This is a genomic window from Pseudomonas sp. NPDC089408, from assembly GCF_044749445.1.
Taxonomy (GTDB): Bacteria; Pseudomonadota; Gammaproteobacteria; order Pseudomonadales; family Pseudomonadaceae; genus Aquipseudomonas.
Map to the genome: position 1 here is coordinate 1 of NZ_JBIVHY010000010.1, position 22,506 is coordinate 22,506.

21 protein-coding genes are annotated in these 22,506 nt (G+C 64.6%); 9 read left to right on the forward strand and 12 right to left on the reverse strand.

What is annotated here, in order from left to right:
• Positions 1-118: 118 nt before the first annotated feature.
• Genes ACIP02_RS16965 through cbiE form a run of 3 tightly spaced genes read right to left on the reverse strand, consistent with a single transcriptional unit; the run spans position 119 to position 3,136 of the window.
• Positions 119-841, reverse strand: coding sequence for a cobalt-precorrin-6A reductase (locus ACIP02_RS16965; RefSeq protein ID WP_400618137.1), 723 nt, complete (start codon positions 839-841; stop codon positions 119-121).
• Entirely contained in the window at positions 838-1,932 is a 1,095-nt protein-coding gene (locus tag ACIP02_RS16970; protein WP_400618140.1) for a cobalt-precorrin-5B (C(1))-methyltransferase, read from the reverse strand. The genes ACIP02_RS16965 and ACIP02_RS16970 overlap by 4 nt, the downstream gene beginning before the upstream one ends.
• On the reverse strand, positions 1,925-3,136 hold the full coding sequence (gene cbiE, locus ACIP02_RS16975; RefSeq protein ID WP_400618143.1) for a precorrin-6y C5,15-methyltransferase (decarboxylating) subunit CbiE: 1,212 nt from the start codon (positions 3,134-3,136) through the stop codon (positions 1,925-1,927). The genes ACIP02_RS16970 and cbiE overlap by 8 nt, the downstream gene beginning before the upstream one ends.
• 245 nt (positions 3,137-3,381) lie before the next feature.
• Between cbiE and cobG the strand changes: the two genes are divergently transcribed.
• The 7 genes from cobG (at position 3,382) to ACIP02_RS17010 (ending at position 9,892) form a co-directional block, all read left to right on the forward strand.
• Positions 3,382-4,713, forward strand: coding sequence for a precorrin-3B synthase (gene cobG, locus ACIP02_RS16980; RefSeq protein ID WP_400618145.1), 1,332 nt, complete (start codon positions 3,382-3,384; stop codon positions 4,711-4,713).
• Positions 4,706-5,332, forward strand: coding sequence for a precorrin-8X methylmutase (locus ACIP02_RS16985; protein ID WP_400618148.1), 627 nt, complete (start codon positions 4,706-4,708; stop codon positions 5,330-5,332). Before cobG ends, ACIP02_RS16985 begins: the two co-directional genes overlap by 8 nt.
• On the forward strand, positions 5,329-6,063 hold the full coding sequence (locus ACIP02_RS16990; protein WP_400618151.1) for a precorrin-2 C(20)-methyltransferase: 735 nt from the start codon (positions 5,329-5,331) through the stop codon (positions 6,061-6,063). The genes ACIP02_RS16985 and ACIP02_RS16990 overlap by 4 nt, the downstream gene beginning before the upstream one ends.
• Positions 6,051-7,748, forward strand: coding sequence for a precorrin-3B C(17)-methyltransferase (gene cobJ / locus ACIP02_RS16995; protein ID WP_400618154.1), 1,698 nt, complete (start codon positions 6,051-6,053; stop codon positions 7,746-7,748). The genes ACIP02_RS16990 and cobJ overlap by 13 nt, the downstream gene beginning before the upstream one ends.
• A gap of 92 nt (positions 7,749-7,840) precedes the next feature.
• Positions 7,841-8,524 (forward strand): hypothetical protein, encoded by a 684-nt coding sequence (locus tag ACIP02_RS17000; protein WP_400618157.1) that lies wholly within the window; start codon positions 7,841-7,843, stop codon positions 8,522-8,524.
• A 59-nt stretch (positions 8,525-8,583) separates the two neighbouring features.
• Positions 8,584-9,276, forward strand: a complete 693-nt coding sequence (locus ACIP02_RS17005) for a hypothetical protein (protein ID WP_400618159.1) — start codon at positions 8,584-8,586, stop codon at positions 9,274-9,276.
• Complete coding sequence (locus ACIP02_RS17010; RefSeq protein WP_400618162.1) at positions 9,269-9,892, forward strand: hypothetical protein; 624 nt, start codon at positions 9,269-9,271, stop codon at positions 9,890-9,892. Before ACIP02_RS17005 ends, ACIP02_RS17010 begins: the two co-directional genes overlap by 8 nt.
• On the opposite strand, the gene ACIP02_RS17015 is transcribed toward ACIP02_RS17010, so the two are convergent.
• The 9 genes from ACIP02_RS17015 to ACIP02_RS17055 form a co-directional block, all read right to left on the reverse strand.
• Positions 9,889-10,485 (reverse strand): MarC family protein, encoded by a 597-nt coding sequence (locus ACIP02_RS17015; RefSeq protein ID WP_400618165.1) that lies wholly within the window; start codon positions 10,483-10,485, stop codon positions 9,889-9,891. The two genes, ACIP02_RS17010 and ACIP02_RS17015, sit on opposite strands and share 4 nt — an antisense overlap.
• Before the next feature lie 160 nt (positions 10,486-10,645).
• Positions 10,646-13,417: a response regulator gene (locus tag ACIP02_RS17020; RefSeq protein ID WP_400618168.1), complete on the reverse strand. Its 2,772-nt coding sequence runs from the start codon at positions 13,415-13,417 to the stop codon at positions 10,646-10,648.
• Between the two features lie 135 nt (positions 13,418-13,552).
• The gene (gene purD, locus ACIP02_RS17025; RefSeq protein ID WP_400618171.1) at positions 13,553-14,848 is read right to left on the reverse strand and encodes a phosphoribosylamine--glycine ligase; all 1,296 of its coding nucleotides are present in this window, start codon (positions 14,846-14,848) and stop codon (positions 13,553-13,555) included.
• A 183-nt stretch (positions 14,849-15,031) separates the two neighbouring features.
• Positions 15,032-16,639: a bifunctional phosphoribosylaminoimidazolecarboxamide formyltransferase/IMP cyclohydrolase gene (purH, locus tag ACIP02_RS17030; protein ID WP_400618174.1), complete on the reverse strand. Its 1,608-nt coding sequence runs from the start codon at positions 16,637-16,639 to the stop codon at positions 15,032-15,034.
• 81 nt (positions 16,640-16,720) lie between these two features.
• Entirely contained in the window at positions 16,721-17,041 is a 321-nt protein-coding gene (fis, locus tag ACIP02_RS17035) for a DNA-binding transcriptional regulator Fis (RefSeq protein ID WP_003249693.1), read from the reverse strand.
• Positions 17,038-18,051, reverse strand: a complete 1,014-nt coding sequence (gene dusB, locus ACIP02_RS17040) for a tRNA dihydrouridine synthase DusB (RefSeq protein WP_400618177.1) — start codon at positions 18,049-18,051, stop codon at positions 17,038-17,040. Before dusB ends, fis begins: the two co-directional genes overlap by 4 nt.
• A 278-nt stretch (positions 18,052-18,329) precedes the next feature.
• The gene (locus ACIP02_RS17045) at positions 18,330-19,697 is read right to left on the reverse strand and encodes a DUF3426 domain-containing protein (protein WP_400618180.1); all 1,368 of its coding nucleotides are present in this window, start codon (positions 19,695-19,697) and stop codon (positions 18,330-18,332) included.
• A 42-nt stretch (positions 19,698-19,739) separates the two neighbouring features.
• Positions 19,740-20,618, reverse strand: coding sequence for a 50S ribosomal protein L11 methyltransferase (gene prmA / locus ACIP02_RS17050; RefSeq protein ID WP_400618182.1), 879 nt, complete (start codon positions 20,616-20,618; stop codon positions 19,740-19,742).
• 211 nt (positions 20,619-20,829) lie between these two features.
• On the reverse strand, positions 20,830-21,285 hold the full coding sequence (locus tag ACIP02_RS17055) for a MaoC family dehydratase (protein WP_400618185.1): 456 nt from the start codon (positions 21,283-21,285) through the stop codon (positions 20,830-20,832).
• A 143-nt stretch (positions 21,286-21,428) separates the two neighbouring features.
• On the opposite strand from ACIP02_RS17055, the gene ACIP02_RS17060 reads away from it, so the two are divergent.
• Both ACIP02_RS17060 and ACIP02_RS17065 read left to right on the forward strand, forming a co-directional pair.
• Positions 21,429-21,791, forward strand: a complete 363-nt coding sequence (locus ACIP02_RS17060) for a CidA/LrgA family protein (protein WP_400618188.1) — start codon at positions 21,429-21,431, stop codon at positions 21,789-21,791.
• A complete protein-coding gene (locus ACIP02_RS17065) occupies positions 21,788-22,504 on the forward strand; it encodes an LrgB family protein (protein WP_400618191.1) in 717 nt (238 codons plus the stop codon). Before ACIP02_RS17060 ends, ACIP02_RS17065 begins: the two co-directional genes overlap by 4 nt.
• Positions 22,505-22,506 lie beyond the last annotated feature (2 nt).

Below are 22,506 nucleotides of genomic sequence, written 5' to 3' on the forward strand. Positions count from 1 at the left end.
CCCCCCCCCCCCCCCCCCCCCCCCCCCCCCCCCCCCCCCCCCCCCCCCCCCCCCCCCCCCCCCCCCCCCCCCCCCCCCCCCGCTCCTACAGGGATCTGCGGCGTGCTTTCGATAGGTGTTAGTGCAGGTCGAGCGCTGCAGCCAGATCAGACTGCGATTCGAATATCCGGTCCACCACCGGCAACACCGGCCGCTTCAGGATCAACACCGGCACCCCCAGCTCCCGCGCCACCTCCAGCTTCGGCTCGGTCGCCACGCTGCCGCTGTTCTTGCTGATCAGCACATCGACCTTGCGCCGCTGGAACAACGTCCGTTCATCCTCGATAAGGAACGGCCCTCGCGCACCCATCACTTCACAGCGCGCGTTGCCAGGGCAGGCTTCCAGCGCCCGCAAGGTCCAGAACTGCTCCGCTGGAATCTCATCCAGATGTTGCAACGGCTCCCGCCCCAGCGTGAACAGCGGCCTGCGGAACGGCTTGAGCGCTTCGATCAACCCGGCCCAGTCCTCAACTTCGCGCCAGTCGTCCCCCGCCTGCGCCTGCCACGCCGGGCGACGCAAGGCCCAGCACGGGATACCCGCCATGCGGGCAGCGCTGGCGGCATTGCGGCTGATCTGCGCGGCATACGGATGGGTCGCGTCGACCAGCAGGGTGATGCCCGCCTCGCGCAGGTAGCTGGCCAGGCCCTCGGCGCCGCCAAAGCCGCCGACCCGCACCTGGCATTGCAGGTCTTGCGGCACGCGGCCGATACCGGCCAGGCTGTAGACATGTTGCGGGCCAAGGCGGCGGGCGATGGCCAGGGCTTCGGTGACGCCACCCAACAGTAGGATACGGGCCGTCATTGCACACCTGCCTTGCCGACGATGCCGCCCTGGCGGTCGATGGCGAACACTTCCACTTGTACGTGCGCCGGCACCACGCTGCGGGCAAAGGCCAGGGCGTGAGCGCACACCGCATCACCCAGGGCGATGCCGGCGGCATGCGCCAGTGCGAGCGCCTGCTGGCTGGTGTTGGCGCCAATGATCGCCGCTTGCAGGCCCGCGTCAGCGCCGATGTCCGCTGCCCAGCCGGCCAGTTGCGGCAAGTCGATGCTGGAGTGGCGGCTGTGCAGGTCCATGTGCCCGGCGGCCAGTTTGCTGATCTTGCCGAACCCCCCGCACAGGGTCAGGCGTGGCACCGGTACTTTGCGCAAGTGCTTGAGCACCGCACCGACGAAATCGCCCATTTCGATCAGGGCGATTTCCGGCAGGCCGTAGACCCGGCGCATGGTGTCTTCACTGGCGTTGCCGGTGCAGGCGGCAATATGCGTGTAGCCGTTGGTGTGGGCCACGTCGATGCCCTGGTGGATCGAGGCGATGTAGGCCGCGCAGGAGAACGGCCGCACGATACCGCTGGTGCCGAGGATCGACAGCCCGCCGAGGATGCCCAGGCGCGGATTCATGGTCTTCAGCGCCAGCTGCTCGCCGCCCTGCACATTGACCGTGACCTCAAAGCCGCCGGCGTAGCCGCACTCGTCGGCCAAGCCCTGCAGGTGCTCGCTGATCATCCGCCGTGGTACCGGGTTGATGGCCGGTTCACCCACGGCCAGCACCAGACCTGGGCGGGTAACGGTGCCGACACCCTGACCAGCGACGAAGCGGGTACCGGGCTCGCCCTGCAGGCGTACCTGGCTGTAGAGCAGGGCGCCGTGGGTCACGTCCGGGTCGTCGCCGGCATCCTTGAGGGTTCCGGCTTCGGCGCACTCGCCCACCAGGCGACAGAACTCCAGGCGCATCTGCACCACCTTGCCCTTGGGCAGGGTGATATCCACCGCATCGTCACGCTGCCCGGTGAGCAGCAGCTTGGCCGCTGCCAGGCTGGTGGCGGTGGCGCAGCTGCCGGTGGTCAGGCCGCTGCGCAGGGGCGCGGGCTGTTCGCGGGTTTCTTCACGCATTGGTGGGCTTTACCACTTCGAGCAGGGTGATCGGCAGTGCCTGGCGCCAGGTGTCGAATGCGCCCAAGGGCTGGGCGTGGGCGACATGGATGCGGGTCAGTTCGCCGCCGTGTTGCTCGCGAAAATGTGCCAGGGCCAGTTCGCTTTGCAGGGTCACGGCGTTGGCCACCAGCCGCCCACCGGGGCGCAGGCTGGCCCAGCAGCGGTCAAGCACGCCTTCGCGGGTAACGCCGCCGCCGATGAAGATGGCATCCGGTTGCTCCAGGCCCTCCAGTGCTGCGGGCGCCTTGCCGCAGACCAGCTGCAAGCCAGGTACACCGAGCGCTTCGCGGTTGTGTTCGATAAAACCCTGGCGGCCTTCGTCGGCCTCGATGGCCAGGGCGCGGCAGGCGGGGTGGGCACGCATCCATTCGATGCCGATCGAGCCGCAGCCTGCGCCCACGTCCCACAGCAGTTCGCCGGGCTGCGGCGCCAGGCGCGCCAGGGTAATGGCGCGCACATCGCGCTTGGTCAGTTGGCCGTCGTGGCGCAAGGCGCTGTCGGGCAACCCGGCCAGCCGGTGCAGGCGTGGTGCGTCGGGTGCAGCCCGGCACTCGATGGCGACCAGGTTGAGCGCGGCGATGTCGGCGTGCGGCCAGTCCTGGGCGGTGCCGGCCAGTGCTCGTTCATTTTCGCCGCCGAGGTGCTCGAACACCTGCAGCCGGCTTGGCCCGAAGCCGCGCTCGCGCAGCAGCGCGGCGATGGCCGCCGGGCTGTCGCCATCGTTGCTCAGTACCAGCAGGCGCATGCCGCTGTACAGGTGGGCATTGAGCGTTGCCAGGGGGCGGGCTACCAGCGACACCACCTGTACGTCCTGCAGCGGCCAGCCCAGGCGTGCAGCGGCCAGCGCGCAGGAGGAGGGCATCGACAGTACGCGCATTTCGGCGGCGGGCACCTGGCGCGCCAGGCTGGCGCCCACGCCGTAGAACATCGGGTCGCCGCTGGCCAGTACGCACACCGGCTCGCCGCGCAGGGCCAGTACCGGGGTTAGCGAGAACGGGCTGGGCCAGGCCAGTTGTTCAGCGGTGATGCAGCATGGCAGCAAGGCCAGTTGGCGTGGGCTGCCGACGATCTTTGCAGCGCCCAGCAGGGCGCGCCGGGCTTGTTTGCCCAGGCCTGGGAAGCCGTCTTCGCCGATGCCGATTACTGTCAGCCAGGGGGTCATGTGTTTTGGATCCGCCATTTTTGGGGGCGCTTTGCGCCCCTTCGCGGGTGAACCCGCTCCTACAAGGGACCGCACAGCCATTTGGGGCATTGGTGATCCTGTGGGAGCGGGTTTACCCGCGAAGAGGGCGACGCGGTCCTGAATTTCTACTCAATTGCCGAGGATGCTCGACCACCGGCTTTTCATGCCGCCGGACAAAGCAGGCATAATACCGCGCCTTCTACACTCAAGCGCATTTTCACAGATTGCCGGACGCCCCTTTGACGCAGGACCATGCCCCCAACGTAACGCCCCGCCCCTCGGCCTGCCCGGGGTTGTGGCGCATCGTCAGTGCCCGTGATGGCGGTATCTGCCGCATCAAGCTGCCGGGTGGCTTGCTGCTGGCGGGGCAGGCCGAGGCAGTGGCCGAGGCAGCGGAGCGCTTCGCTGGCGGCGTGATCGAGGCCACCAACCGTGGCAACCTGCAAATCCGCGGCATCGGCAACCAGCACCAAGCCCTGCTCGAGACACTGCTCGCGGCCGGCCTGGGCCCGCGCGATGCAGCGGGCGACGATGTGCGCAACCTGATGCTCAGCCCGCTGGCCGGGCATGATCCAGGCATGCTGCTGGACGCTCGGCCGCTGGCCGGGCAGATCCTCGACCTGCTTGAAGGCACCCCGCGCTTCCACCAGTTGTCGGCCAAGTTCGCCGTGCAGCTGGATGCCGGCGAAGGCCTGGCCATGCTTGAACACCCCCACGACCTGTGGCTGTCGGCCCTGCGTCTGGGGCAACACACCTGGCTGGCGTTTGGCCTGGCGAGTTGCCCGCAAGACGGCCAGGTGCTCGGCGCAGTGCCAGTGGAGCAGGGGCTGGCGCTGGTGCGGGCGGTGCTGGAGCGCTTCCTCGACCTGGCAACCCCTGAACAGTCGCGCATGCGCCAGTTGCTTGAGGTATGCCCGGCAAGCGATTTTGTCGATGGCCTTGGCCTGAACATCCGCCGCGATGCTGCCGTGCTCGCCTGGCGCCGTGAAGCACAACACACCCAATGGCTGGGCAAGCTGCCCCAGGCGCATGGCCTGGCCCTTGGCGTGGCCCCACCGCAGGGCCGTCTGACCCCGGCCATGCTGCGCGGCGCCGCACGCATGGCCCGTGAACTGGGTGATGGCAGCCTGCGCCTGAGCCCCTGGCAAAGCCTGGTGCTGCCCAACCTGCAAGCGCTGCATATCGCGCACGCCCAGGCCGAGTTGTCCGCGGTCGGCCTGCTGTGCCACGCCCATGAGCCGCTGGCACGCATCAGCGCCTGCACCGGCAGCAGCGGCTGCGCCAAGGCGCTGGGCGAGACCAAGGCCGATGCCGTTACCCTGGCCGCATTGTTGGGCCCAGGTGCCCCTGCCAGCGTGCACCTGTCCGGCTGCCCCCGTTCCTGCGCCGTGGCCCATGTGGCCCCGGCCACCCTGCTGGCCCGCTCGCCGGGCCGCTATGACCTGTACCTGCGTGACGCGCGCCAGCCGGGCTTTGGCGCCCTGCGCGGCACCGACCTTACCTTGAATGAAGCAGGCGCCATGCTCGACCTGCCGACGGAGCACCTTGATGATTGACTACATCCGCGATGGTCAGGAGATCTATCGCAATTCCTTCCGGATCATCCGCGAGGAAGCCCGACTCGAGCGGATCCCCGCAGACCTCGAAAAGCTCGCCGTACGGGTGATCCACGCCTGCGGCATGGTCGACGCCATCGATGGCCTGCAGTTCTCCGAAGGCGCCGGCCGGGCCGGGCGCGAGGCGCTGCTGAACGGCGCGCCGATCCTGTGCGATGCGCACATGGTTGCCGAAGGCATTACCCGTGCCCGCCTGCCAGCGAACAACAAGGTCATCTGCACCCTGCGTGACCCGAGCGTGCCGGGCCTGGCCAAGGACGCAGGCAACACCCGTTCCGCCGTCGCCCTGGAACTGTGGCGCCCGCACCTGGAAGGCAGCGTGGTGGTGATCGGCAATGCGCCCACCGCACTGTTCTACCTGCTGGAAATGCTCGATGCCGGTGCTCCAAAGCCGGCATTGATCCTCGGCTTCCCGGTTGGCTTTGTCGGCGCTGCCGAGTCCAAGGCCATGCTCGCCGCCGACAGCCGTGGTGTGCCGTTCGTGATCATGCAGGGCCGACTGGGCGGCAGCGCGATGGCCGCCGCCGCGGTCAACGCCTTGGCCACGGAGGTGGAATGATGGCGCCGCGTGGACGACTGTTGGGCCTGGGCGTGGGCCCGGGCGACCCTGAACTGATCACCCTCAAGGCCCTGCGCCTGCTGCGCGAAGCGCCGGTGGTGGCCTACTTCGTGGCCAAGGGCAAGCGTGGCAATGCCTTCGGCATCATCGAGGCGCACCTGCAGCCCGAGCAGACCTTGCTGCCGTTGGTCTACCCGGTTACCACCGAAGCCCTGCCGGCGCCGCTGTCCTATGAACAGGTGATCAGCGACTTCTATGACGAAGCCAGCGTGCAGGTGGCCGAGCACCTGGATGCCGGCCGTGATGTGGCGGTGATCTGCGAAGGCGACCCGTTCTTCTACGGCTCCTACATGTACTTGCATGACCGCTTGGCGCAGCGCTTTGAGGCAGAAGTGATCCCCGGTGTCTGCTCGATGCTCGGTGGTGCTTCGGTGTTGGGCGCGCCGCTGGTGTACCGCAACCAGAGCCTGTCGGTGCTGTCGGGCGTGTTGCCGGCCGCAGAGCTCAAGCGCCGCCTGGCCGACGCCGATGCGGCGGTGATCATGAAGCTTGGGCGCAACTTCCCCAAGGTGCGCGACGTGCTGGCCGAACTGGGCCTGGACGGGCGTGCGCTGTATGTGGAGCGGGCGACCATGGCCAACCAGAAGATCGTGCCGCTGGACCAGGTTGACCCGCAGTCGTCGCCGTACTTCTCGCTGATCATCGTGCCGGGGGAAAAATGGCAGGGCTGAACATGCACAAGGCGCCGGCTATCGTCATCCTTGGCCCGGGCAGCCTGGCCACGGCGCAGCGGATCCAGCAGTGTTATCCACAGGCCACGATCCATGGCCTGGAAGGCCGGGTCGAAGGTGCCGATGCCTACTACGGCGCGTTCGGCGATACCTTGCGTGGGCTGTATCAGCAGGACACGCCGATCATCGCCCTGTGCGCCGCCGGTATCGTCATTCGCAGCCTGGCCAGCCTGCTCAACGAGAAGGGCAGCGAGCCACCGGTATTGGCCGTGGCCGAGGATGGCAGCGCGGTCGTGCCGTTGCTCGGTGGCCTGGGCGGTGTGAACGTGATGGCGCGTGAAATTGCCGAAGCACTGGGCGTTGCTGCCGCCATCACCACCAGTGGCGAGCTGCGCTTTGGTACCTGCCTGTTGAACCCGCCACAGGGCTATGCCTTGGCGGATATCGAGCAAGGCAAGCGCTTTGTCTCCGACCTGCTGGCTGGCGAGTCGGTGCGCATCGAAGGCGATGCACCCTGGTTGCAGCAGGCACAGTTGCCTGCCAGCGACGTTGCCCAGCGCACCATCCATGTGGGGCATCAGGCGCGCCCGGCCAGCCGCGACGAGTTGCTGATCCACCCGCGTTCGGTGGTAGTGGGCGTTGCAGGTGGCAACCTGGCCAGCATTCGTGCGGCCTTGCAACAGGCCGGCATCGCCGGGCCTTCAGTGGCCTGCGTGCTGGCCGACGAAATGGCCATGGCCGATGCCGCCTTGCACGAGGCGGCGCATGAACTGGGCGTCGCCTTGCGCTTCGCTGCCAAGCCGCACGATGTGGCTGGGATGGTTGCCGCCGCATTGCCCGATGCCCAGTTGATTGAGCAGGCCGATGTGGTCATCGCCGTGGCGCCTGCCCCTGTCGAGGTGGCGCAGGTTGGCCGCCGCCGTGGTCGCCTGGCCGTGATCGGCCTGGGCCCGGGGGCTGCCGAACTGATGGTGCCGGCGGTCAAGGCCGAGCTGGCGCAAGCCGAGGATGTGCTCGGTTACGAAACCTATGTGCGCATGGCCGGCCCGTTCCGCGACGACCAGGTGTTGCACTGCACAGACAACCGCGAAGAGATGCAACGGGCCCGACATGCCTTTGAGCTGGCGGCCCAGGGCCGGTCGGTGGTGGTAGTGTCTTCGGGTGATCCGGGTGTGTTCGCCATGGCGGCGGCGGTACTCGAAGCGCTGCACGAATCGACTGACCCGGCGTGGCACCGCGTCGACCTCGAGATCCTGCCCGGGGTGTCGGCTTCGCTGGCAACGGCCGCCCAGGCGGGCGCGCCGCTGGGGCATGACTTCTGCGTGATGTCGCTGTCGGACAACCTCAAGCCCTGGTCGATCATTGAAAAACGCCTGGACCTGGCCGCGCAGGCCGACTTGGTGCTGGCGTTCTACAACCCGATTTCCAAATCCAGGCCGCATCAGCTCGGTGTAGCACTGGAAGTGGTGCGCCGACACCGCGACGGGAACACGCCTGTAGTCCTTGGCCGTGACATCGGTAGGCCGGGGCAGACGCTGAAGGTAGTCTCCTTGGCCGAACTGCTGCCAGAAATGGTCGATATGCGCACCATGGTGCTGGTCGGCTCCTCTACAACCTGCGTGTTTCCTCGTCTGTCGGGAGGGGTGTGGGCGTACACGCCGCGTTGGTACCCGTCGGCCAGCTAGTTACCGCGGAAACGCTTCAGAGCGCTGAATCTTCAGCGCGCTGACTAAGGTGGCTGCCCCTGCTTAGAGGGGCAACCACCTTGGAGTTTCACATGAGCGAAACAATGCAAATTGCTACGACCAACGATGCCGCGATCCTGGTCGACGGTAACCTGCTGGCCTGTGGCGCAGGCATGTCTGCGCAAAGCCGGCATGACGTCAAGAACGCCTTCCACTTCGCCACCCTGGTGGCCGACAAAGCCTTCGATGCCGAAAAGCAGAGCCGTGAATGGTACGACAAGTTTATCGATGTCATGCGTGACCTCGGTTTCACCATTCCACGGCGCAGCTTCGAGTTGGAAACCTCCGCAGAGCTGAGCGTTACCGTTGGCGCAGTCGCTGTACGCGCGATCGGTGTGGTAGGTAATGCGATGCTGGGGGGCACCAAGCTGGGTGATCTGGCGAAGATGGCCTTCGATCACCTGATCACCGTCGAAAACGACGCCAAGATCATTGATCATAAACGCAAAAACAAGGCGCGCGGCATGGTCGGCATGGCCGCCTGCATCGAAACCGAAAAAAACGATGTGGTCATGGTCGTGAGCTGCATCCAGTCTTCTGCCCCGCAGCTGGACGACGACATCCTGGGTATCCAGTGGAAGCTGGACAAGACTCACTACTATGCCGGCACGGCAGTGCTCACCCTCAACACCTTCGTCTACGACAAAGTCCGCGAAACCGTGGAAAACAAACTCGGCGTACGCAGCGTCGAGAACGTTCTCCAGTACGACATCTGATTGCAGGGCGGCGTTGTTGCAACGCCGCCTTGTCCGGTTCTTTGTAATGAGGCAAGGCAATGGATAGAACAGCTGAGCATCTGATGTTGGTTGGGGGTACGGCATTGCTGTATCCCGCAGATACGGGCGAGATACAGCGTCAGGCCGCCTTTGATTCAATCCTCTACGCGCAGTTGGTGGCCAACAAGAACGCTGGGTCACGCTTCACAAACTACGAGGGCTGGTACGCCGCCTATCGTGAGGCTTATCGCCAACTGGGCTGGATCAAGCTGGCCAGCACATATGACCTCAAGCAGCTTGGGCAACCTGTGCGCAACGCGCACATCCAGCCACTGGAGGCGTGGCTGAAAATGCGCTCGATTCGCCATGAGGCTGTGCTGGCCGCCGTCAAGGCAGGGCTGGCCCGTTCAGCTGAGGGTTTTCGCCACCTGCTGAAATTCAGCACGCAAGACCAGGCGCAGGGCGCGAAGCTGGTGGTCGAGCTTGGCCTGCTCAAGCCGGGGCCGGCGTTGGACCTTTGCAGCATCACCCTGCACTTCGACAAGCCGATTGCCAACCTGTCGCAGGACCTGTTGCTGCAGGAGCACCAGCTCAAGGGCGAAGCCGAGTTCAATGGGGTGTCTTTGCTGCTGGACAACGGGCGCTTCCAGCGCCAGCGAGATGAACTGCAGGCATTGATGCAAACCAAGGATGCGCAGGGCGACTACCGGTTCGACCCTTACGCGCCCGTGAAAGGAGCGCATCATGAGTGACGCCACATCTGCCGTGATCGGCGCGGGGATTGTTTCGTTCCTGCCAGGTATACCGGTGGGGCAACGAAACAAGGTGAAACTGGCTTTGGCAATGGCCGAGCGGGCGACCGAGACGGCGTTCAAGGAAGGGCTGATCGAGGACTGGCTGGCCTATTACCGCAACCAGCTCAAGTTCATGGGCTGGGATGCCGTGCCCCCGGAGCAGGCGCACTGGCCGGAAGAAGGGCGGGCCCGGCAAACCGACCAGGTGCTTGAAACCATTGCCGCCACTGCCGGCGATCATTTTGCCTCGGCGAGCAGCCGTTCCATGCGCTCACTGATGGCCAAGCCGCCGGCTCTGCAGGCGCTTGAACAGTATGCCTATGAACGCCAGCATTTTCAGTTGCTGCCCTGTGCGCCTGTGGGCGCTAATCGCGTCGACATGGTGCTGTACCACGAGACGGACAAGCGTTCGGCATTCCGCGCCGGCTTCATCAGCCAGAAACGTAGCTGCCAGGATGTGCGCGCGGAATTGATACGCTTCAACATCCTGGCGTTCGAGCAGAGCTATTTGCCAAAGGTTCAGGAGCGCGTGGTTCAGGTGTCCTTGCACCGTATTCTGGACTTCGACCTCTAGGGCACCAGGTAGCCTTTGATGCCGGTGAAAATGATTTGTGCCGCCAGGGCGCAGACGAACAGCCCCATCAGCCGGCTGACGATTTGCAGGCCCTGGTCACCGAGGATGCGCTCGATGCGGTGCGAGAGGTACAGCACCAGGCCAACGGTGAAGCTGGCCAGTGCGATGCTGATGATGGCCAGCAGTTTGTCGTCCCAGTGCGGGTGGCCCACGCCCATGACCAGCAGTGCACCGATGGTGCCGGGGCCGACGGTCAGCGGGATGGTCAGCGGCACGATGGTCACGTCCTGCTGCACGTTGTCTGCTTGCACTGCGGATTTACCCTGGGCCATACCCAGTGCCGAGATGAACAGCACGCTGCCGGCACCAATGCGGAAGGCGTCGGCGGTGATGCCGAAGATGCCGAAGATCGCCCGCCCGAACAGGTACAGCAGAACACTGGCGACAAGCGCGGCGAAGGCTACCTTCCAGGCCAGTTGCTTGCGCTCCTTGCTGGAGTGGCCGCGGGTCAGGCTGATGAAGCACGACAGCACGAAGAACGGGCTGTAGAGCACGAGCATTTTCAGGTAGACGCTGAACAACTCATGGAGCATGGGGGCTAGTCCAGGCAGTTATGGCTGGGCAGAGTTTATCAGCAGATTCTGTTGTCATCCTGTGCGGGCCTATTCGCGGGTGAACCCGCTCCTACAAGGGACCGCGCACCCTGTGTAGGAGCGGGTTCACCCGCGAATAGTCCCGCACAGGCGCTAACGATCAGGAAATATGCGCCGGGTTCACCTGCGCTTCACGCTGATTGGCCCAGTACTGGATCAGCTCGCGCAACTGCGACAGCTCCACCGGCTTGGCCATGTGCCCGTCCATGCCTGCCAGCCGCGCGCGTTCCTTGTGTTCGGCAAGAATGTGCGCAGTCAGCGCCACCACCGGGGTGCGCTGGCGCTGGTTGGCGGCTTCCCAGGCACGCAACTGCTGGGTGGCCGAGAAACCATCCAGAATCGGCATTTCGCAGTCCATCAGCACCAGGTCATAGCGCTGCGCTTTCATCGCCTGCAGGGCTTCTTCGCCATTGCAGGCGGTGTCCGGTTGCAGGTTCAGCTTTCCGAGCATGCCCCGGATCACCTTGGTCGAGATGCTGTTGTCCTCGGCGACCAGCACGCGGAAATCACCTGGCAGGTCCAGAGCCTGCGGCACCCCGGGCAGGCTGGCGGGCACCGCCTGCTCGCGGCCGCGCTGGGCCAGTTCCTCGGCCAGGGTGGTTTTCAGCGTGTAGCCTGCCACCGGCTTGGCGAGTATGCGTTTGACCCCGGCATTGCGCGCGATGACCTTGCTTGGCGCATTGCTGATGCCGGTGAGCATCACCACCAGGATGTCGTGGTTCAGGCTGGGGTCTTCCTTGATTTTGGCCGCCAGCTGCATGCCGGTCATGCCTGGCATGTTCTGGTCCAGCAGCACGGCATCGAAGTAGTCGCGCAGGTGCGCCTTGGTGCGCAACAGGGCCAGGGCCTCCTTGCCCGACGGCACCGCGCTGACGTTCATGCCCCAGGCGCTGCACTGCTGCACCAGCACCTTGCGGCAGGTGTCGTTGTCGTCCACCACCAATACGCGGGCATCGCGCAGCGGGCCGTCGAGGTCGGCCGGTGGCTGCTCCAGGCGCGAAGGGTCCAGTGGCAAGGTCAGCCACAGGGTATTGCCCATGCCGGTGCTGCTCTTGATGCCGAATTCGCCCTGCATCAGGCCGATCAACTGCTTGGCGATGACCAGCCCAAGGTGGCCGCCCAGCTTGTTGCTGGAAAGGAAGTGGTGGCTGTGCAGTTCGGCCTGCAGCAACGCTTCGCGGTCGGCGGCAGGCAGCGGCTCGCCGCTGTCCTGCACGGCAATGCGCAGGCGCGGTACCTCACCGCGTTGGTCCAGCGCCACCACCAGCAGGATTTCGCCCTGGTCGGTGTTTTTCAGTGCGTTTTCCAGCAGGCTCGAAAGGGCCTGGCGCAGGCGCGTCGGGTCACCACTGATCACCTGCGGTACTTGCGGCTGGGTAAAGCTGATCAGCTCGATGTTCTGCTGCTCGGCCTTGGCGCGGAAGATGTTCAGGCAATCCTCGATCAGCGCGTTGAGGTCGAACTGCACGTCATCCAGTTCGATCTGCCGGGACTCCAGCTTGGAAATGTCGAGAATTTCGTTGATCAGCGTGAGCAGTTCATTGCCGGCGCTGTGGATGGTCTGCACATAGTCGCGCTGTTTGACCGACAAGGGCGTGCCCAGCAGCAGCTCGGTCATGCCCAGCACGCCATTCATCGGTGTGCGGATTTCGTGGCTGATCTTGGCTAGGAACTCGGCCTTGGCGTTGATCTCGGCATCGCTGGCGGCCAGCGCTCGGCTGGCGCTGAAGCGCTCTTCGCTCATGCGCCGCAGGCGTTCGCTGACCGCCAGGTTAAGCAGCAGGCCGCTGACCACGGTCAGCCCCAGCAGAATGCACAGCAGCCAGGGGGTCGAGGTGCGGGTCAGGCCGAGAAGTGCCGGCAGCAGCACCAGGCCGCCGAGGTTGAACACCACCATGGCCAGGCTGAACAGGCGCCCGGGGGGGTAGCCCTTGTACCAGTGGTAGCTGCTGACCAGCAGCATGCTTACGCTGCCCAGCGCCATCAGGGCATAGGTCATCAGGTTGAGCGGCAGGGTATCGACGAACAGCAGCACCAGGCCACTGACCCCGACAATCAGCATTTCGCCTTGCAGCAAGCGGTTCAGCCGTGGCGAGTTGCACGGCGAAAAGAAATGCTGGGTGAAATACAGCCCGGCCAGGCCGGCCAGCACCAGGGTCAGGTAGGCGGCGGGCGTTTGCGCGCTGTGCCAGACATGCCACCAGGGGCCGCTGAGGTTCAGCAGGATCAGGCCACTGAGCAGCATCAGGCCGTGGTACAGCGCCAGGATCAAGGTGGTGCTGGAGCGGCTGTAGAGGAAGCGGATCAGGTTGTGCATGATCAGCATCACTAGGCCGCCGAACAGCATGCCGAACAACAGTGGCTGGCTGTGGTCGGAGGCGGCCTCGGCCGCAGGCTCCAGGCTGATGGCCGGGCGCAGCTGGTGCTCGGAAACCAGACGCAGGTAGATATCCAGCGGTTGCCTGCTGTTGGGCAGGGGCAGTACATGGTCGCTGCCGCGCAGGGTCGGGCTGGCATTGCCGGCCTGGCGCCCATGGTGCAGCTGACGCAGAAGTTGGTCGCCTTCGAGGGCGTAGAGGTCCAGGCCAGACAGGTCCGGGGCAAATACCCGTAGCAGTTTTTCCTGGTCGCCTGGGTCCAGGCGGTAATGCAGCCACAAGGCCTGCTCTGCCGGGGCGGCATCCAGGTCGGCAAGCGTCAGTGGGCTGAACTGGTTGCGGTAGCGCTCGGAGCGCACGTCGCTCAGTTGCAGGTTGGCCTGTTCGTCGAGCAGAACGCTCCAGCCTCCGTCATGATCGGCTAAAGCCGGGAACATGCAGAGCAAGGTCAGCAAGCTGACGATCAGAGCTGAGGCAATCCGAAGCCGACGCACTACGAAATCCCTTCTTAGCCGATGTGCCGGGTATTAACTATGCGCGGCGCGCCAAGTCGAAGGCAAGGCCCATGCCGGGCCTTGTCGACGAGCCGGATGCCGGGTGCGCAAGGCAGCACGGCGCTCCGGTAGTCCTTACTGCTGGTGCTCACCGCGCTCACGGGCGATGGCCCGGTAGCCGATGTCGGTACGGTAGAAACTACCGTTCCAGTTCACTTCCTTGGCCAGGCGGTAAGCCTGCTGCTGCGCGTCGGCAACGGTGCTGCCCATGGCGGTGGCACACAGTACGCGGCCGCCATTGCTGACCACTTGGCCATCCTTGAGCGAAGTACCGGCATGGAACACCTTGCCTTCGATCTTCGCTGCAGCGTCCAGGCCGTTGATCACGTCGCCCTTGGCGTAGTCGCCCGGGTAACCGCCAGCGGCCAGTACCACGCCCAGGCTCGGGCGCGGATCCCACTGGGCCTCGACCTTGTCCAGCGCCTTGGCGAAGGCAGCTTCGATCAGCAGCACCAGGCTCGATTCCAGGCGCAGCATGACCGGCTGGGTTTCCGGGTCGCCGAAGCGGCAGTTGAATTCGATGACCTTGGGGTTGCCCGCCTTGTCGATCATCAGGCCAGCATAGAGGAAGCCGGTGTAAACGTTGCCTTCCTCGGCCATGCCGCGCACGGTTGGCCAGATCACTTGGTCCATCACGCGCTGGTGCACGTCGGCAGTCACCACCGGGGCAGGGGAGTAGGCACCCATGCCGCCGGTGTTCGGGCCAGTGTCCTGGTCGCCGACGCGCTTGTGGTCCTGGCTGGTGGCCATCGGCAGCACGTTGTGGCCGTCGACCATGACGATGAAGCTGGCTTCCTCGCCGTCGAGGAACTCTTCGATCACCACACGCGAACCGGCTTCACCGAAGGCGTTGCCGGCCAGCATGTCACGCACGGCGGCTTCGGCTTCTTCCAGGGTCATGGCGACGATCACGCCCTTGCCCGCGGCCAGGCCGTCGGCCTTGATCACGATCGGCGCGCCTTTTTCCTGCAGGTAGGCCAGTGCCGGCTCGATCTCGGTGAAGTTCTGGTAGTCGGCGGTCGGGATCTTGTGACGCGCCAGGAAGTCCTTGGTGAAGGCCTTGGAGCCTTCCAGCTGGGCCGCGCCCTTGGTCGGGCCGAAGCAGTCCAGGCCGCGGCTGCGGAACAGGTCGACCACGCCGATGACCAGCGGGGCTTCCGGGCCGACGATGGTCAGGTCGACGTTTTTCTCGGCGAAGTCGGCCAGTTGCTCCAGGGCGCACACGTCAATGGCGACGTTTTCGCACTTGGCTTCGGTCGCGGTGCCAGCGTTGCCGGGGGCAACGAAGACTTTCTCGACGCGTGGGTCCTGGGCGACTTTCCAGGCCAGGGCGTGCTCACGGCCGCCGCTGCCGATGATCAAAACTTTCATGTCAAAACCTCGAATTCTGTTTGGCGCCGATCCCGGTTTTTGTAGGAGCGGCCTTGTGTCGCGAAAGGGGCGCATCGCGCCCCCAGGTTTTCAGCTTCGCAGCAGAAATTGCCGGGGCCGCTTTGCGGCCCTATCGCGACACAAGGCCGCTCCTACAAGGGCCGGCGATCGGCCCACATCTGATTAGTGGCGGAAGTGGCGCATTCCGGTGAACACCATCGCAATGCCGGCTTCGTCGGCAGCGGCGATGACTTCAGCATCACGCATCGAACCACCCGGCTGGATCACGGCGCTGATACCCACCTTAGCGGCATTGTCGATGCCGTCACGGAACGGGAAGAACGCATCCGACGCCATGACTGCGCCCTGCACTTGCAGGCCAGCATGCTCGGCCTTGATTGCAGCAATGCGAGCGGAGTTGACGCGGCTCATCTGGCCGGCGCCGACACCGATGGTCTGGCGCTGCTTGGCGTAGACGATGGCGTTGGACTTGACGAACTTGGCCACTTTCCAGGCAAACACCAGGTCGTGGATTTCCTGCTCGGTCGGCGCACGCTGGGTGACGATCTTCAGGTCATCGGCGGTGATCATGCCGATATCACGGCTTTGTACCAGCAGGCCGCCGTTGACACGCTTGAAGTCCCAACCGGCAGCGCGTTCGGCTGGCCACTCGCCGCATTCCAGCAGGCGAACGTTCTGCTTGGCCGCGACCACGTCGCGGGCAGCCTGGGAAATCTTCGGCGCGATGATCACTTCGACGAACTGGCGCTCGACGATGGCCTTGGCGGTTTCGCCGTCCAGTTCGCGGTTGAAGGCGATGATGCCGCCGAATGCCGACTCGGTGTCGGTCGCGTAGGCCAGGTCGTAAGCCTTGCGGATGCCGCCTTCTTCTTCAGGCACCACAGCCACGCCGCATGGGTTGGCGTGCTTGACGATGACGCAGGCCGGCTTGACGAAGCTCTTCACGCACTCCAGCGCGGCGTCGGTGTCGGCCACGTTGTTGAACGACAGTTCCTTGCCCTGCAGCTGCACGGCGGTGGAAATGCTGGCTTCGCCTTTCTTGGCTTCGACGTAGAACGCCGCGCTCTGGTGCGGGTTCTCGCCGTAGCGCATTTCCTGCGCCTTGACGAACTGGCTGTTGAAGGTGCGCGGGAACTCGCTGCGCGCTTCGGTACTCAGGGTGTCCTTGGCCTGGTCGATGGTGCCCATGTAGTTGGCGATCATGCCGTCGTAGGCGGCAGTGTGCTCGAACGCCTTGAGCATCAGGTCGAAGCGCTGGGCGTAGGTCAGGCCACCGGCCTTGAGACCGTCGACGATGCCGGCGTAGTCGCTGGCGTTGACCACGATGGCCACGTCTTTATGGTTCTTGGCAGCCGAGCGGACCATGGTCGGGCCGCCGATGTCGATGTTCTCGATGGCGGTCGGCAGGTCGCAGCCAGGCTTGGAAATAGTAGCTTCGAACGGGTACAGGTTGACCGCAACCAGGTCGATCGGCTTGATGCCGTGCTCGTTCATGATGGCGTCGTCGGTACCGCGACGGCCGAGGATGCCGCCGTGGATTTTCGGGTGCAGGGTCTTGACCCGGCCATCCATCATTTCGGCGAAGCCGGTGTAGTCGGCCACTTCCACCGCGTTCACGCCGTTGTCCTTGAGCAGCTTGTAGGTGCCGCCAGTGGACAGGATCTCGACACCGAGCTGTTGCAGCTCACGGGCGAATTCGAGGATACCGGTCTTGTCGGAGACGCTGATCAGGGCGCGGCGGACTGGCAGGCGGGTAGTCTGGTCGGTCATTTCGGGTTCCAATAACGCGGTGGAGTCAGCAAAAAAGGCGCCTCTGTTCAGGGAGCCGCCTTTTCTGGTTGGGATTCTGGCTTACAACAAGTCGTACTGCTTGAGCTTCTTGCGCAGGGTGCCTCGGTTCAGCCCGAGCATCTCGCTGGCCTTGGTCTGGTTGCCCTTCACGTAGTTCATCACGCTTTCGAGCAGGGGCGCCTCGACTTCGGAGAGCACCAGGTTGTACACGTCCGTGACGGTCGCGCCTTCCAGGTGGGCGAAGTAGTTGTGCAGCGCCTTCTCGACGCTGTCGCGAAGGGTCTGGCCCTCTTCGCTCGGCGTGTTCAGGTGCTGTTTCAGGTTGGCGTTGTCGCTCACGGGCGTTGTTCCACTCACAAAATTCTCGGTCATCATCGTCATGCGGCCACCCCTTGTCCGTCCTCTGTCTCAAGGCTCTGTCGACGTTCGCTGAAAAACGCACGAACGTTGGCGCACTGCGCTTGTGTGTCTTCCAAAGCGTTGAACCGGGAGCGAAACTCCTTGCCGCCGGGTCGTGTTGCCAGGTACCAGCCAACGTGCTTGCGGGCGATACGTACGCCCATCACATCGCCATAAAAGGCATGCAACGCGGCCAGGTGCTCCAGCAGGATGCGTTCCACTTCGTCCAGCTGCGGCGCCGGCAAGTGTTCACCAGTGCGCAGGTAATGCTCGATCTCGCGAAAGATCCATGGCCGCCCTTGGGCAGCCCGGCCAATCAGCAGGCCATCGACCCCGGTGGCGTCCAGCACCGCCCGGGCCTTTTCTGGCGAAGTGATATCGCCGTTGGCAAAAACCGGGATCGACACCGCTTGCTTGATGGCAGCGATGGTGTCGTACTCGGCTTCGCCTGTGTACAGGTCGGCGCGTGTGCGGCCATGCACCGCCAGCGCCTGGATGCCGGCCTGCTCGGCGATTTTCGCCACGTTCAGGCCGTTCTTGTTCGCCCGGTCCCAACCCGTGCGGATCTTCAGGGTCACCGGAACATCCACGGCGCCGACCACGGCGTGGAGGATCTCGTGAACCAAGGCTTCATCTCTCAATAAAGCAGAGCCTGCGGCTTTGTTGCAGACTTTTTTCGCCGGGCAGCCCATGTTGATGTCGATGATCTGGGCGCCTGCCTCGACGTTGGCCCGTGCTGCCGCTGCCATCATCTGCGCATCACCCCCGGCGATCTGTACCGAGCGTGGCTCGGGATCACCTTCATGGATGCGGCGCAGGCTCGACTTGCGGCTGTTCCACAGGCTCATGTCGCTGCTGACCATTTCCGATACCACCATGCCGGCGCCAAGGCGCTGGCAAAGTGTTCGGAAAGGCTGGTCCGTGACCCCGGCCATGGGCGCGAGGATCAGGTTGTTGCGTAGTGTGTATTGGCCGATGCGTACCGCCGACATAGGTGATCCCTGTTGTGGGGCCGAATCTTGGAGTTCGAAAAAGGGTTGGCATGATACCCGCTCTCGGTGACCGGATAAAGATGGATTTGGATAAAATCTGAACAGTTGTCGGCTTATGACAATTGCTTAGGTTGGCGCTGACCTGTAGGAGCGGCCTTGTGTCGCGATGGGCCGCGAAGCGGCCCCTAGGGCTCAGCGCAGATGCATACATTGCTGGGGCCGCTTTGCGGCCCTATCGCGACACAAGGCCGCTCCTACAGGGGGGCAGGGGTTGGTGGTTATTCCGGCGAACGGAAGCTCAGGCTGTAGTTCACGGCCTTCGGCCCAGGGTCGAGAATGTCCAGGGCAATGTGGATCGGGGTCTGGCTGGGCATTTCGCCACGCCCGGCCAGTTCGCCGGACAAGTACTCGCTGGGCTTGAACCGGCGGCTGGCGATCAGCTGGCCGTTGAGGTCGGCGAAGCGCAGCTCCAGTAGCGGGAATGGCTGGGCGAACGGTGCGCGGTTGTAAAGGATTGCATCAACGATCAGCGCGCCCTTGAAGTCCGGGTGGCTGCGCACCACCAGGTTGCTGCTCTTGATCCGGGCAATGTCGACGCGGGTGGGCACCTGGCAGCCGACGATCGGGCAGACCTGCTGGAAGATAGGCCGGTACTGGTCCTGGCGGGCCATTTCGTCGAAGTGGAACCAGACGTACTGGAACGCCAGCAGGCCGGCGGCCAGCAAGGTCAGCACGCCCCATAGCAGGCGCTTGCCCCAGTTGGGTGCAGGTTTTTCCCAGCCCAGTTGCAGCGGGTCGTCGACGACATCGACCAGCGGCTCCTTGCGCGACGGGCGCTCCGGTTTGCTGGTCAGTGCTGGTTCCAGACGCTCGCCAGGCACTGTTTCGACCGGGTCGTCGTCGCGCGCCGACAGATGCAGCGGCAGCGGCTCATCGTCGCGGGCGCTCAGGCCTTTTTCCGGCAGTTCGTCATCGCTGGCGCGCAGGGGTTCGCTGAAGGCTTCGGGCTCATCGATTTCGGCCGTGCGGTGCACGGGCGGTTCGTCGTCGATGTCCAGCGCCAGGTTGCCGCCCAGGGTCGGCTCGGTGCGCTCGCCGGGGCCGGGCTGCAGGTCCTGCTCCAGAGGCTCCGGCTCCAGCAGCACAGGCGCGGACTCTGCTGGCTGCTGCAGCTCGAACGGCTCGTCGGTGGCCGTACCGAACAGGTCGTTGTCATGTTCATCTGCTTGCGGTTCGTCGCGCCGCGCCTGCAAGCCGTTATCCTGCTTGGCCGGGTGCGTCGAGGCCAGCTGGCCTCGGCGCTCAAGGCGCGCCAGCTCCTTGTCGAGGTCCAGTGCATCGAGCGCCTGGGCAGTGAGCGCCCAATCCTCGTCAGGGGTGCTGCTGCGTGCGCTGAGCGCCGGCTCAGGAGGGATCGCCGCTTCAATCGCTGGTGGCACCGCCGGTTCGGCAGGTGCCGCAGGGACCGCTGCCGGCGCTGCAGGCGCGCTGGCGCTGCGGTTCTGCTCAAGCAGCTGCTTGGCAGCGTTGAATACCTGCAGGCAGTGGCCGCAGCGCACCACGCCGCGAGCCACGCTCAACTGGTGGTGAGTGACGCGAAAGCTGGTCTGGCAATGCGGGCACTGGGTGACGAAACTGTCGGTCATGCGGCGGTCCGGGAGCTGTGCAGAGAAGTATTCTAGGCCCGCTTAGCGGCGCCGACCACTGATACGCACCCAGCCGTCGCGTACGACGATCGGGTCCAGCTCAAAGTCGGCAGCGTAGGCGGCAGCCACTTCTTCGCCCTGTTCGGCGAGGATGCCCGACAGCGCCAGCAGGCCACCTGGGCGTACCAGCCCGGCCAGCTGCGGCGCCAGCGATACCAGCGGGCCGGCGAGGATGTTGGCGACCAGCACTTCGGCTTGCATCGCCGGCATGTGTTCGGGCAGGTACAAGGCCAGTTTCTCGTCGGCGATGCCGTTGCGCTGGGCATTGTCGCGCGAAGCCTCGATGGCCTGCACGTCGATGTCGGTACCGACCGCTTCACGGGCGCCCAGCAGCAGCGCGGCAATGGCCAGGATGCCCGAGCCGCAGCCGAAGTCCAGCACCTGGGTGCCGTCGAGCTGCTGGCCGTCGAGCCATTCCAGGCACAGGGCGGTGGTGGGGTGGGTGCCGGTGCCGAAAGCCAAGCCCGGGTCGAGCAGCAGGTTTACCGCGTCTTTTTCAGGGGCATCGTGCCAGCTGGGCACGATCCACAGGCGGTTGCCGAAGCGCATTGGTTGGAAACCATCCATCCAGCTGCGTTCCCAGTCCTGGTCTTCGATCACTTCGGCCTGGTGCTCGGGCAGCTCGGCGCCGGTCAGCAGGCGCAGGTGGGCAAACACCTGCTCAGGGTCGGCATCGGCCTCGAACAGGGCCAGCAGGTGGGTGTGCGACCACAGCGGGGTGGTGTTCAGGTCGGGCTCGAAGATCGGTTGATCTTCGGCGTCCATGAACGTGACCGAGACGGCGCCCACTTCAAGCAGGGCGTCTTCGTAGGTTTCGGCTTGTTCCGGGCTGATGGCCAGGCGTACTTGCAGCCAGGGCATGGCGGGCACCTTTGGTAAATCGACAGAGGGCAGCCCTAGGCTGCGCGAAGGCTGGCAGTTTACGCGAGTGCGGGAGATTTGTGGATCGGCTTGGGAATGGGGCTGCTGCGCAGCCCGATCGCGACACAAGGCCGCTCCTACAGGAGATCGCATTCCCTTGTAGGAGCGGCCTTGCGTCGCGATCGGGGCGCGCAGCGCCCCCAAAAATCTATCAGACAAAACAGAGCGAGAGCGACTCAGCTATATAAGCAGGCTTCTCTTCACCTTCAATCTCCAGCGTGGCAATTGCCTTGAGCAGCCACTGCCCGGGCTTCTTCTCCGTCACTTCGGCCAGGTCCACCTTCAACCGCACCTGGCTGTCTACCTTGACCGGCTGGATGAAGCGCACGCTGTCCAGGCCGTAGTTCACCACCATCTTCAGCCCTTGCGGCAGGACCAGAATGTCCTCCATCAGCACAGGAATCAGCGACAAGGTCAGGAAGCCGTGGGCAATGGTGCCGCCAAACGGGGTTTTTGCCGCCTTTTCCGGGTCGACATGGATGAACTGAAAGTCGCCGGTGGCCTCGGCGAACAGGTTGATGCGCTGCTGGTCGATCTTCAGCCAGGCCGAGCGGCCCAGTTCCTTACCAACGTACAGCGAAAGCTCTGTAACCGGTACATGGGGCATCGCGGACTCTCCGGGTTGTCAGTTGGTACGAAAGTGCAAGATCAGCACGGCGAACCGTTTCAGTCAAGTTGCCCGCTTTTCGGCGAATATCGGTCTATAGCTGCGCGTGCTTATAATGACGGCCATGCCCGAGGGAGATGCTTATGCTGTTGCGTGGTTTAACCTGGCTGGTGCTGTTCCAGCTGCTGGGGACGGCGGTCAATCACCTGTTTGTGCCGTTTTTGCCGGGGCCGATCATCGGCCTGTTGCTGCTGTTGTTCTTCCTCATGGCCCGCGGTGAGGTCGGCAAGCCGTTGAATGAAGCTGCCAGCAGCCTGTTGCGCTACCTGCCGTTGTTGCTGGTGCCGCCGGCTGTGGGGGTGATGGTGTACGCCAAGGACATCGCTGCCGACTTCTGGGCGATTGCCGGCGCCTTGCTGATTTCCTGTCTGGCGACGTTGGTGTTCGTCGGCGTGCTGATGCAAAAGCTCATGCATCGCCAGGGCAAGCGCGAGGAGCAGCCATGATGCTCGACTGGCAAGGCGCACTCGATGCGGTGGTCCATCACCCGCTATTCGGCATCGGCATCACGCTCGCGGCCTACCAGGTGGTGCTGGCTGCCTTTGAGAAGACCCGCTGGATCTTCCTGCAGCCCGTGCTGGTGTCGATGTTGCTGGTGATCGGCGTGCTGCTGGTAAGCGGCATCGACTACAGCGAATACCGCAAGAGCACAGAAATCATGAACACCCTGCTGGGCCCCGCCACGGTGGCCCTGGCCGTGCCGCTGTACCTCAACCTGCGGCGTATCCGGCAGCTGTTCTGGCCCATCTTTACTACGCTGGTAGTCGGAGGCCTGTTCGCCACGCTGTGCTGTCTGCTGCTGGGCTGGTGGTTCGGCGCCGAACACATGATCCTGATGACCATGGCGCCGAAGTCGGTTACTTCGCCGATTGCCATGCTGGTGGCCGAGCAGATTGGCGGCGTGGCGGCCCTGGCGGCGGTGTTCGTGCTGATTACCGGGGTAATCGGCGCCATCTTCGGCCCGGCGCTGCTCAGCCGCTTTGGCGTACACAGCCCTGAAGCGCGGGGCATGTCGCTGGGTGTGACTGCGCATGCGGTGGGCACTTCGGTGGCTCTGCAGGAAAGTGACGAATGCGGCGCCTTTGCCGCCCTTGCGATGAGCCTGATGGGCGTGGCCACGGCGGTGTTCCTGCCGCTGGCGGTCAGCCTGGTAGCTTGAGG

What these genes read in the sequence shown, in the direction of transcription:
- ACIP02_RS16965 (WP_400618137.1), bottom strand. Translation starts at nt 841, where the DNA reads ATGACGGCCCGTATCCTACTGTTGGGTGGCGTCACCGAAGCCCTGGCC.
- ACIP02_RS16970 (WP_400618140.1), bottom strand. Translation starts at nt 1,932, where the DNA reads ATGCGTGAAGAAACCCGCGAACAGCCCGCGCCCCTGCGCAGCGGCCTG.
- cbiE (WP_400618143.1), bottom strand. Translation starts at nt 3,136, where the DNA reads ATGACCCCCTGGCTGACAGTAATCGGCATCGGCGAAGACGGCTTCCCA.
- ACIP02_RS16985 (WP_400618148.1), top strand. Translation starts at nt 4,706, where the DNA reads ATGATTGACTACATCCGCGATGGTCAGGAGATCTATCGCAATTCCTTC.
- ACIP02_RS16990 (WP_400618151.1), top strand. Translation starts at nt 5,329, where the DNA reads ATGATGGCGCCGCGTGGACGACTGTTGGGCCTGGGCGTGGGCCCGGGC.
- cobJ (WP_400618154.1), top strand. Translation starts at nt 6,051, where the DNA reads ATGGCAGGGCTGAACATGCACAAGGCGCCGGCTATCGTCATCCTTGGC.
- ACIP02_RS17000 (WP_400618157.1), top strand. Translation starts at nt 7,841, where the DNA reads ATGAGCGAAACAATGCAAATTGCTACGACCAACGATGCCGCGATCCTG.
- ACIP02_RS17005 (WP_400618159.1), top strand. Translation starts at nt 8,584, where the DNA reads ATGGATAGAACAGCTGAGCATCTGATGTTGGTTGGGGGTACGGCATTG.
- ACIP02_RS17010 (WP_400618162.1), top strand. Translation starts at nt 9,269, where the DNA reads ATGAGTGACGCCACATCTGCCGTGATCGGCGCGGGGATTGTTTCGTTC.
- ACIP02_RS17015 (WP_400618165.1), bottom strand. Translation starts at nt 10,485, where the DNA reads ATGCTCCATGAGTTGTTCAGCGTCTACCTGAAAATGCTCGTGCTCTAC.
- purD (WP_400618171.1), bottom strand. Translation starts at nt 14,848, where the DNA reads ATGAAAGTTTTGATCATCGGCAGCGGCGGCCGTGAGCACGCCCTGGCC.
- purH (WP_400618174.1), bottom strand. Translation starts at nt 16,639, where the DNA reads ATGACCGACCAGACTACCCGCCTGCCAGTCCGCCGCGCCCTGATCAGC.
- fis (WP_003249693.1), bottom strand. Translation starts at nt 17,041, where the DNA reads ATGACGATGATGACCGAGAATTTTGTGAGTGGAACAACGCCCGTGAGC.
- dusB (WP_400618177.1), bottom strand. Translation starts at nt 18,051, where the DNA reads ATGTCGGCGGTACGCATCGGCCAATACACACTACGCAACAACCTGATC.
- ACIP02_RS17045 (WP_400618180.1), bottom strand. Translation starts at nt 19,697, where the DNA reads ATGACCGACAGTTTCGTCACCCAGTGCCCGCATTGCCAGACCAGCTTT.
- prmA (WP_400618182.1), bottom strand. Translation starts at nt 20,618, where the DNA reads ATGCCCTGGCTGCAAGTACGCCTGGCCATCAGCCCGGAACAAGCCGAA.
- ACIP02_RS17055 (WP_400618185.1), bottom strand. Translation starts at nt 21,285, where the DNA reads ATGCCCCATGTACCGGTTACAGAGCTTTCGCTGTACGTTGGTAAGGAA.
- ACIP02_RS17060 (WP_400618188.1), top strand. Translation starts at nt 21,429, where the DNA reads ATGCTGTTGCGTGGTTTAACCTGGCTGGTGCTGTTCCAGCTGCTGGGG.
- ACIP02_RS17065 (WP_400618191.1), top strand. Translation starts at nt 21,788, where the DNA reads ATGATGCTCGACTGGCAAGGCGCACTCGATGCGGTGGTCCATCACCCG.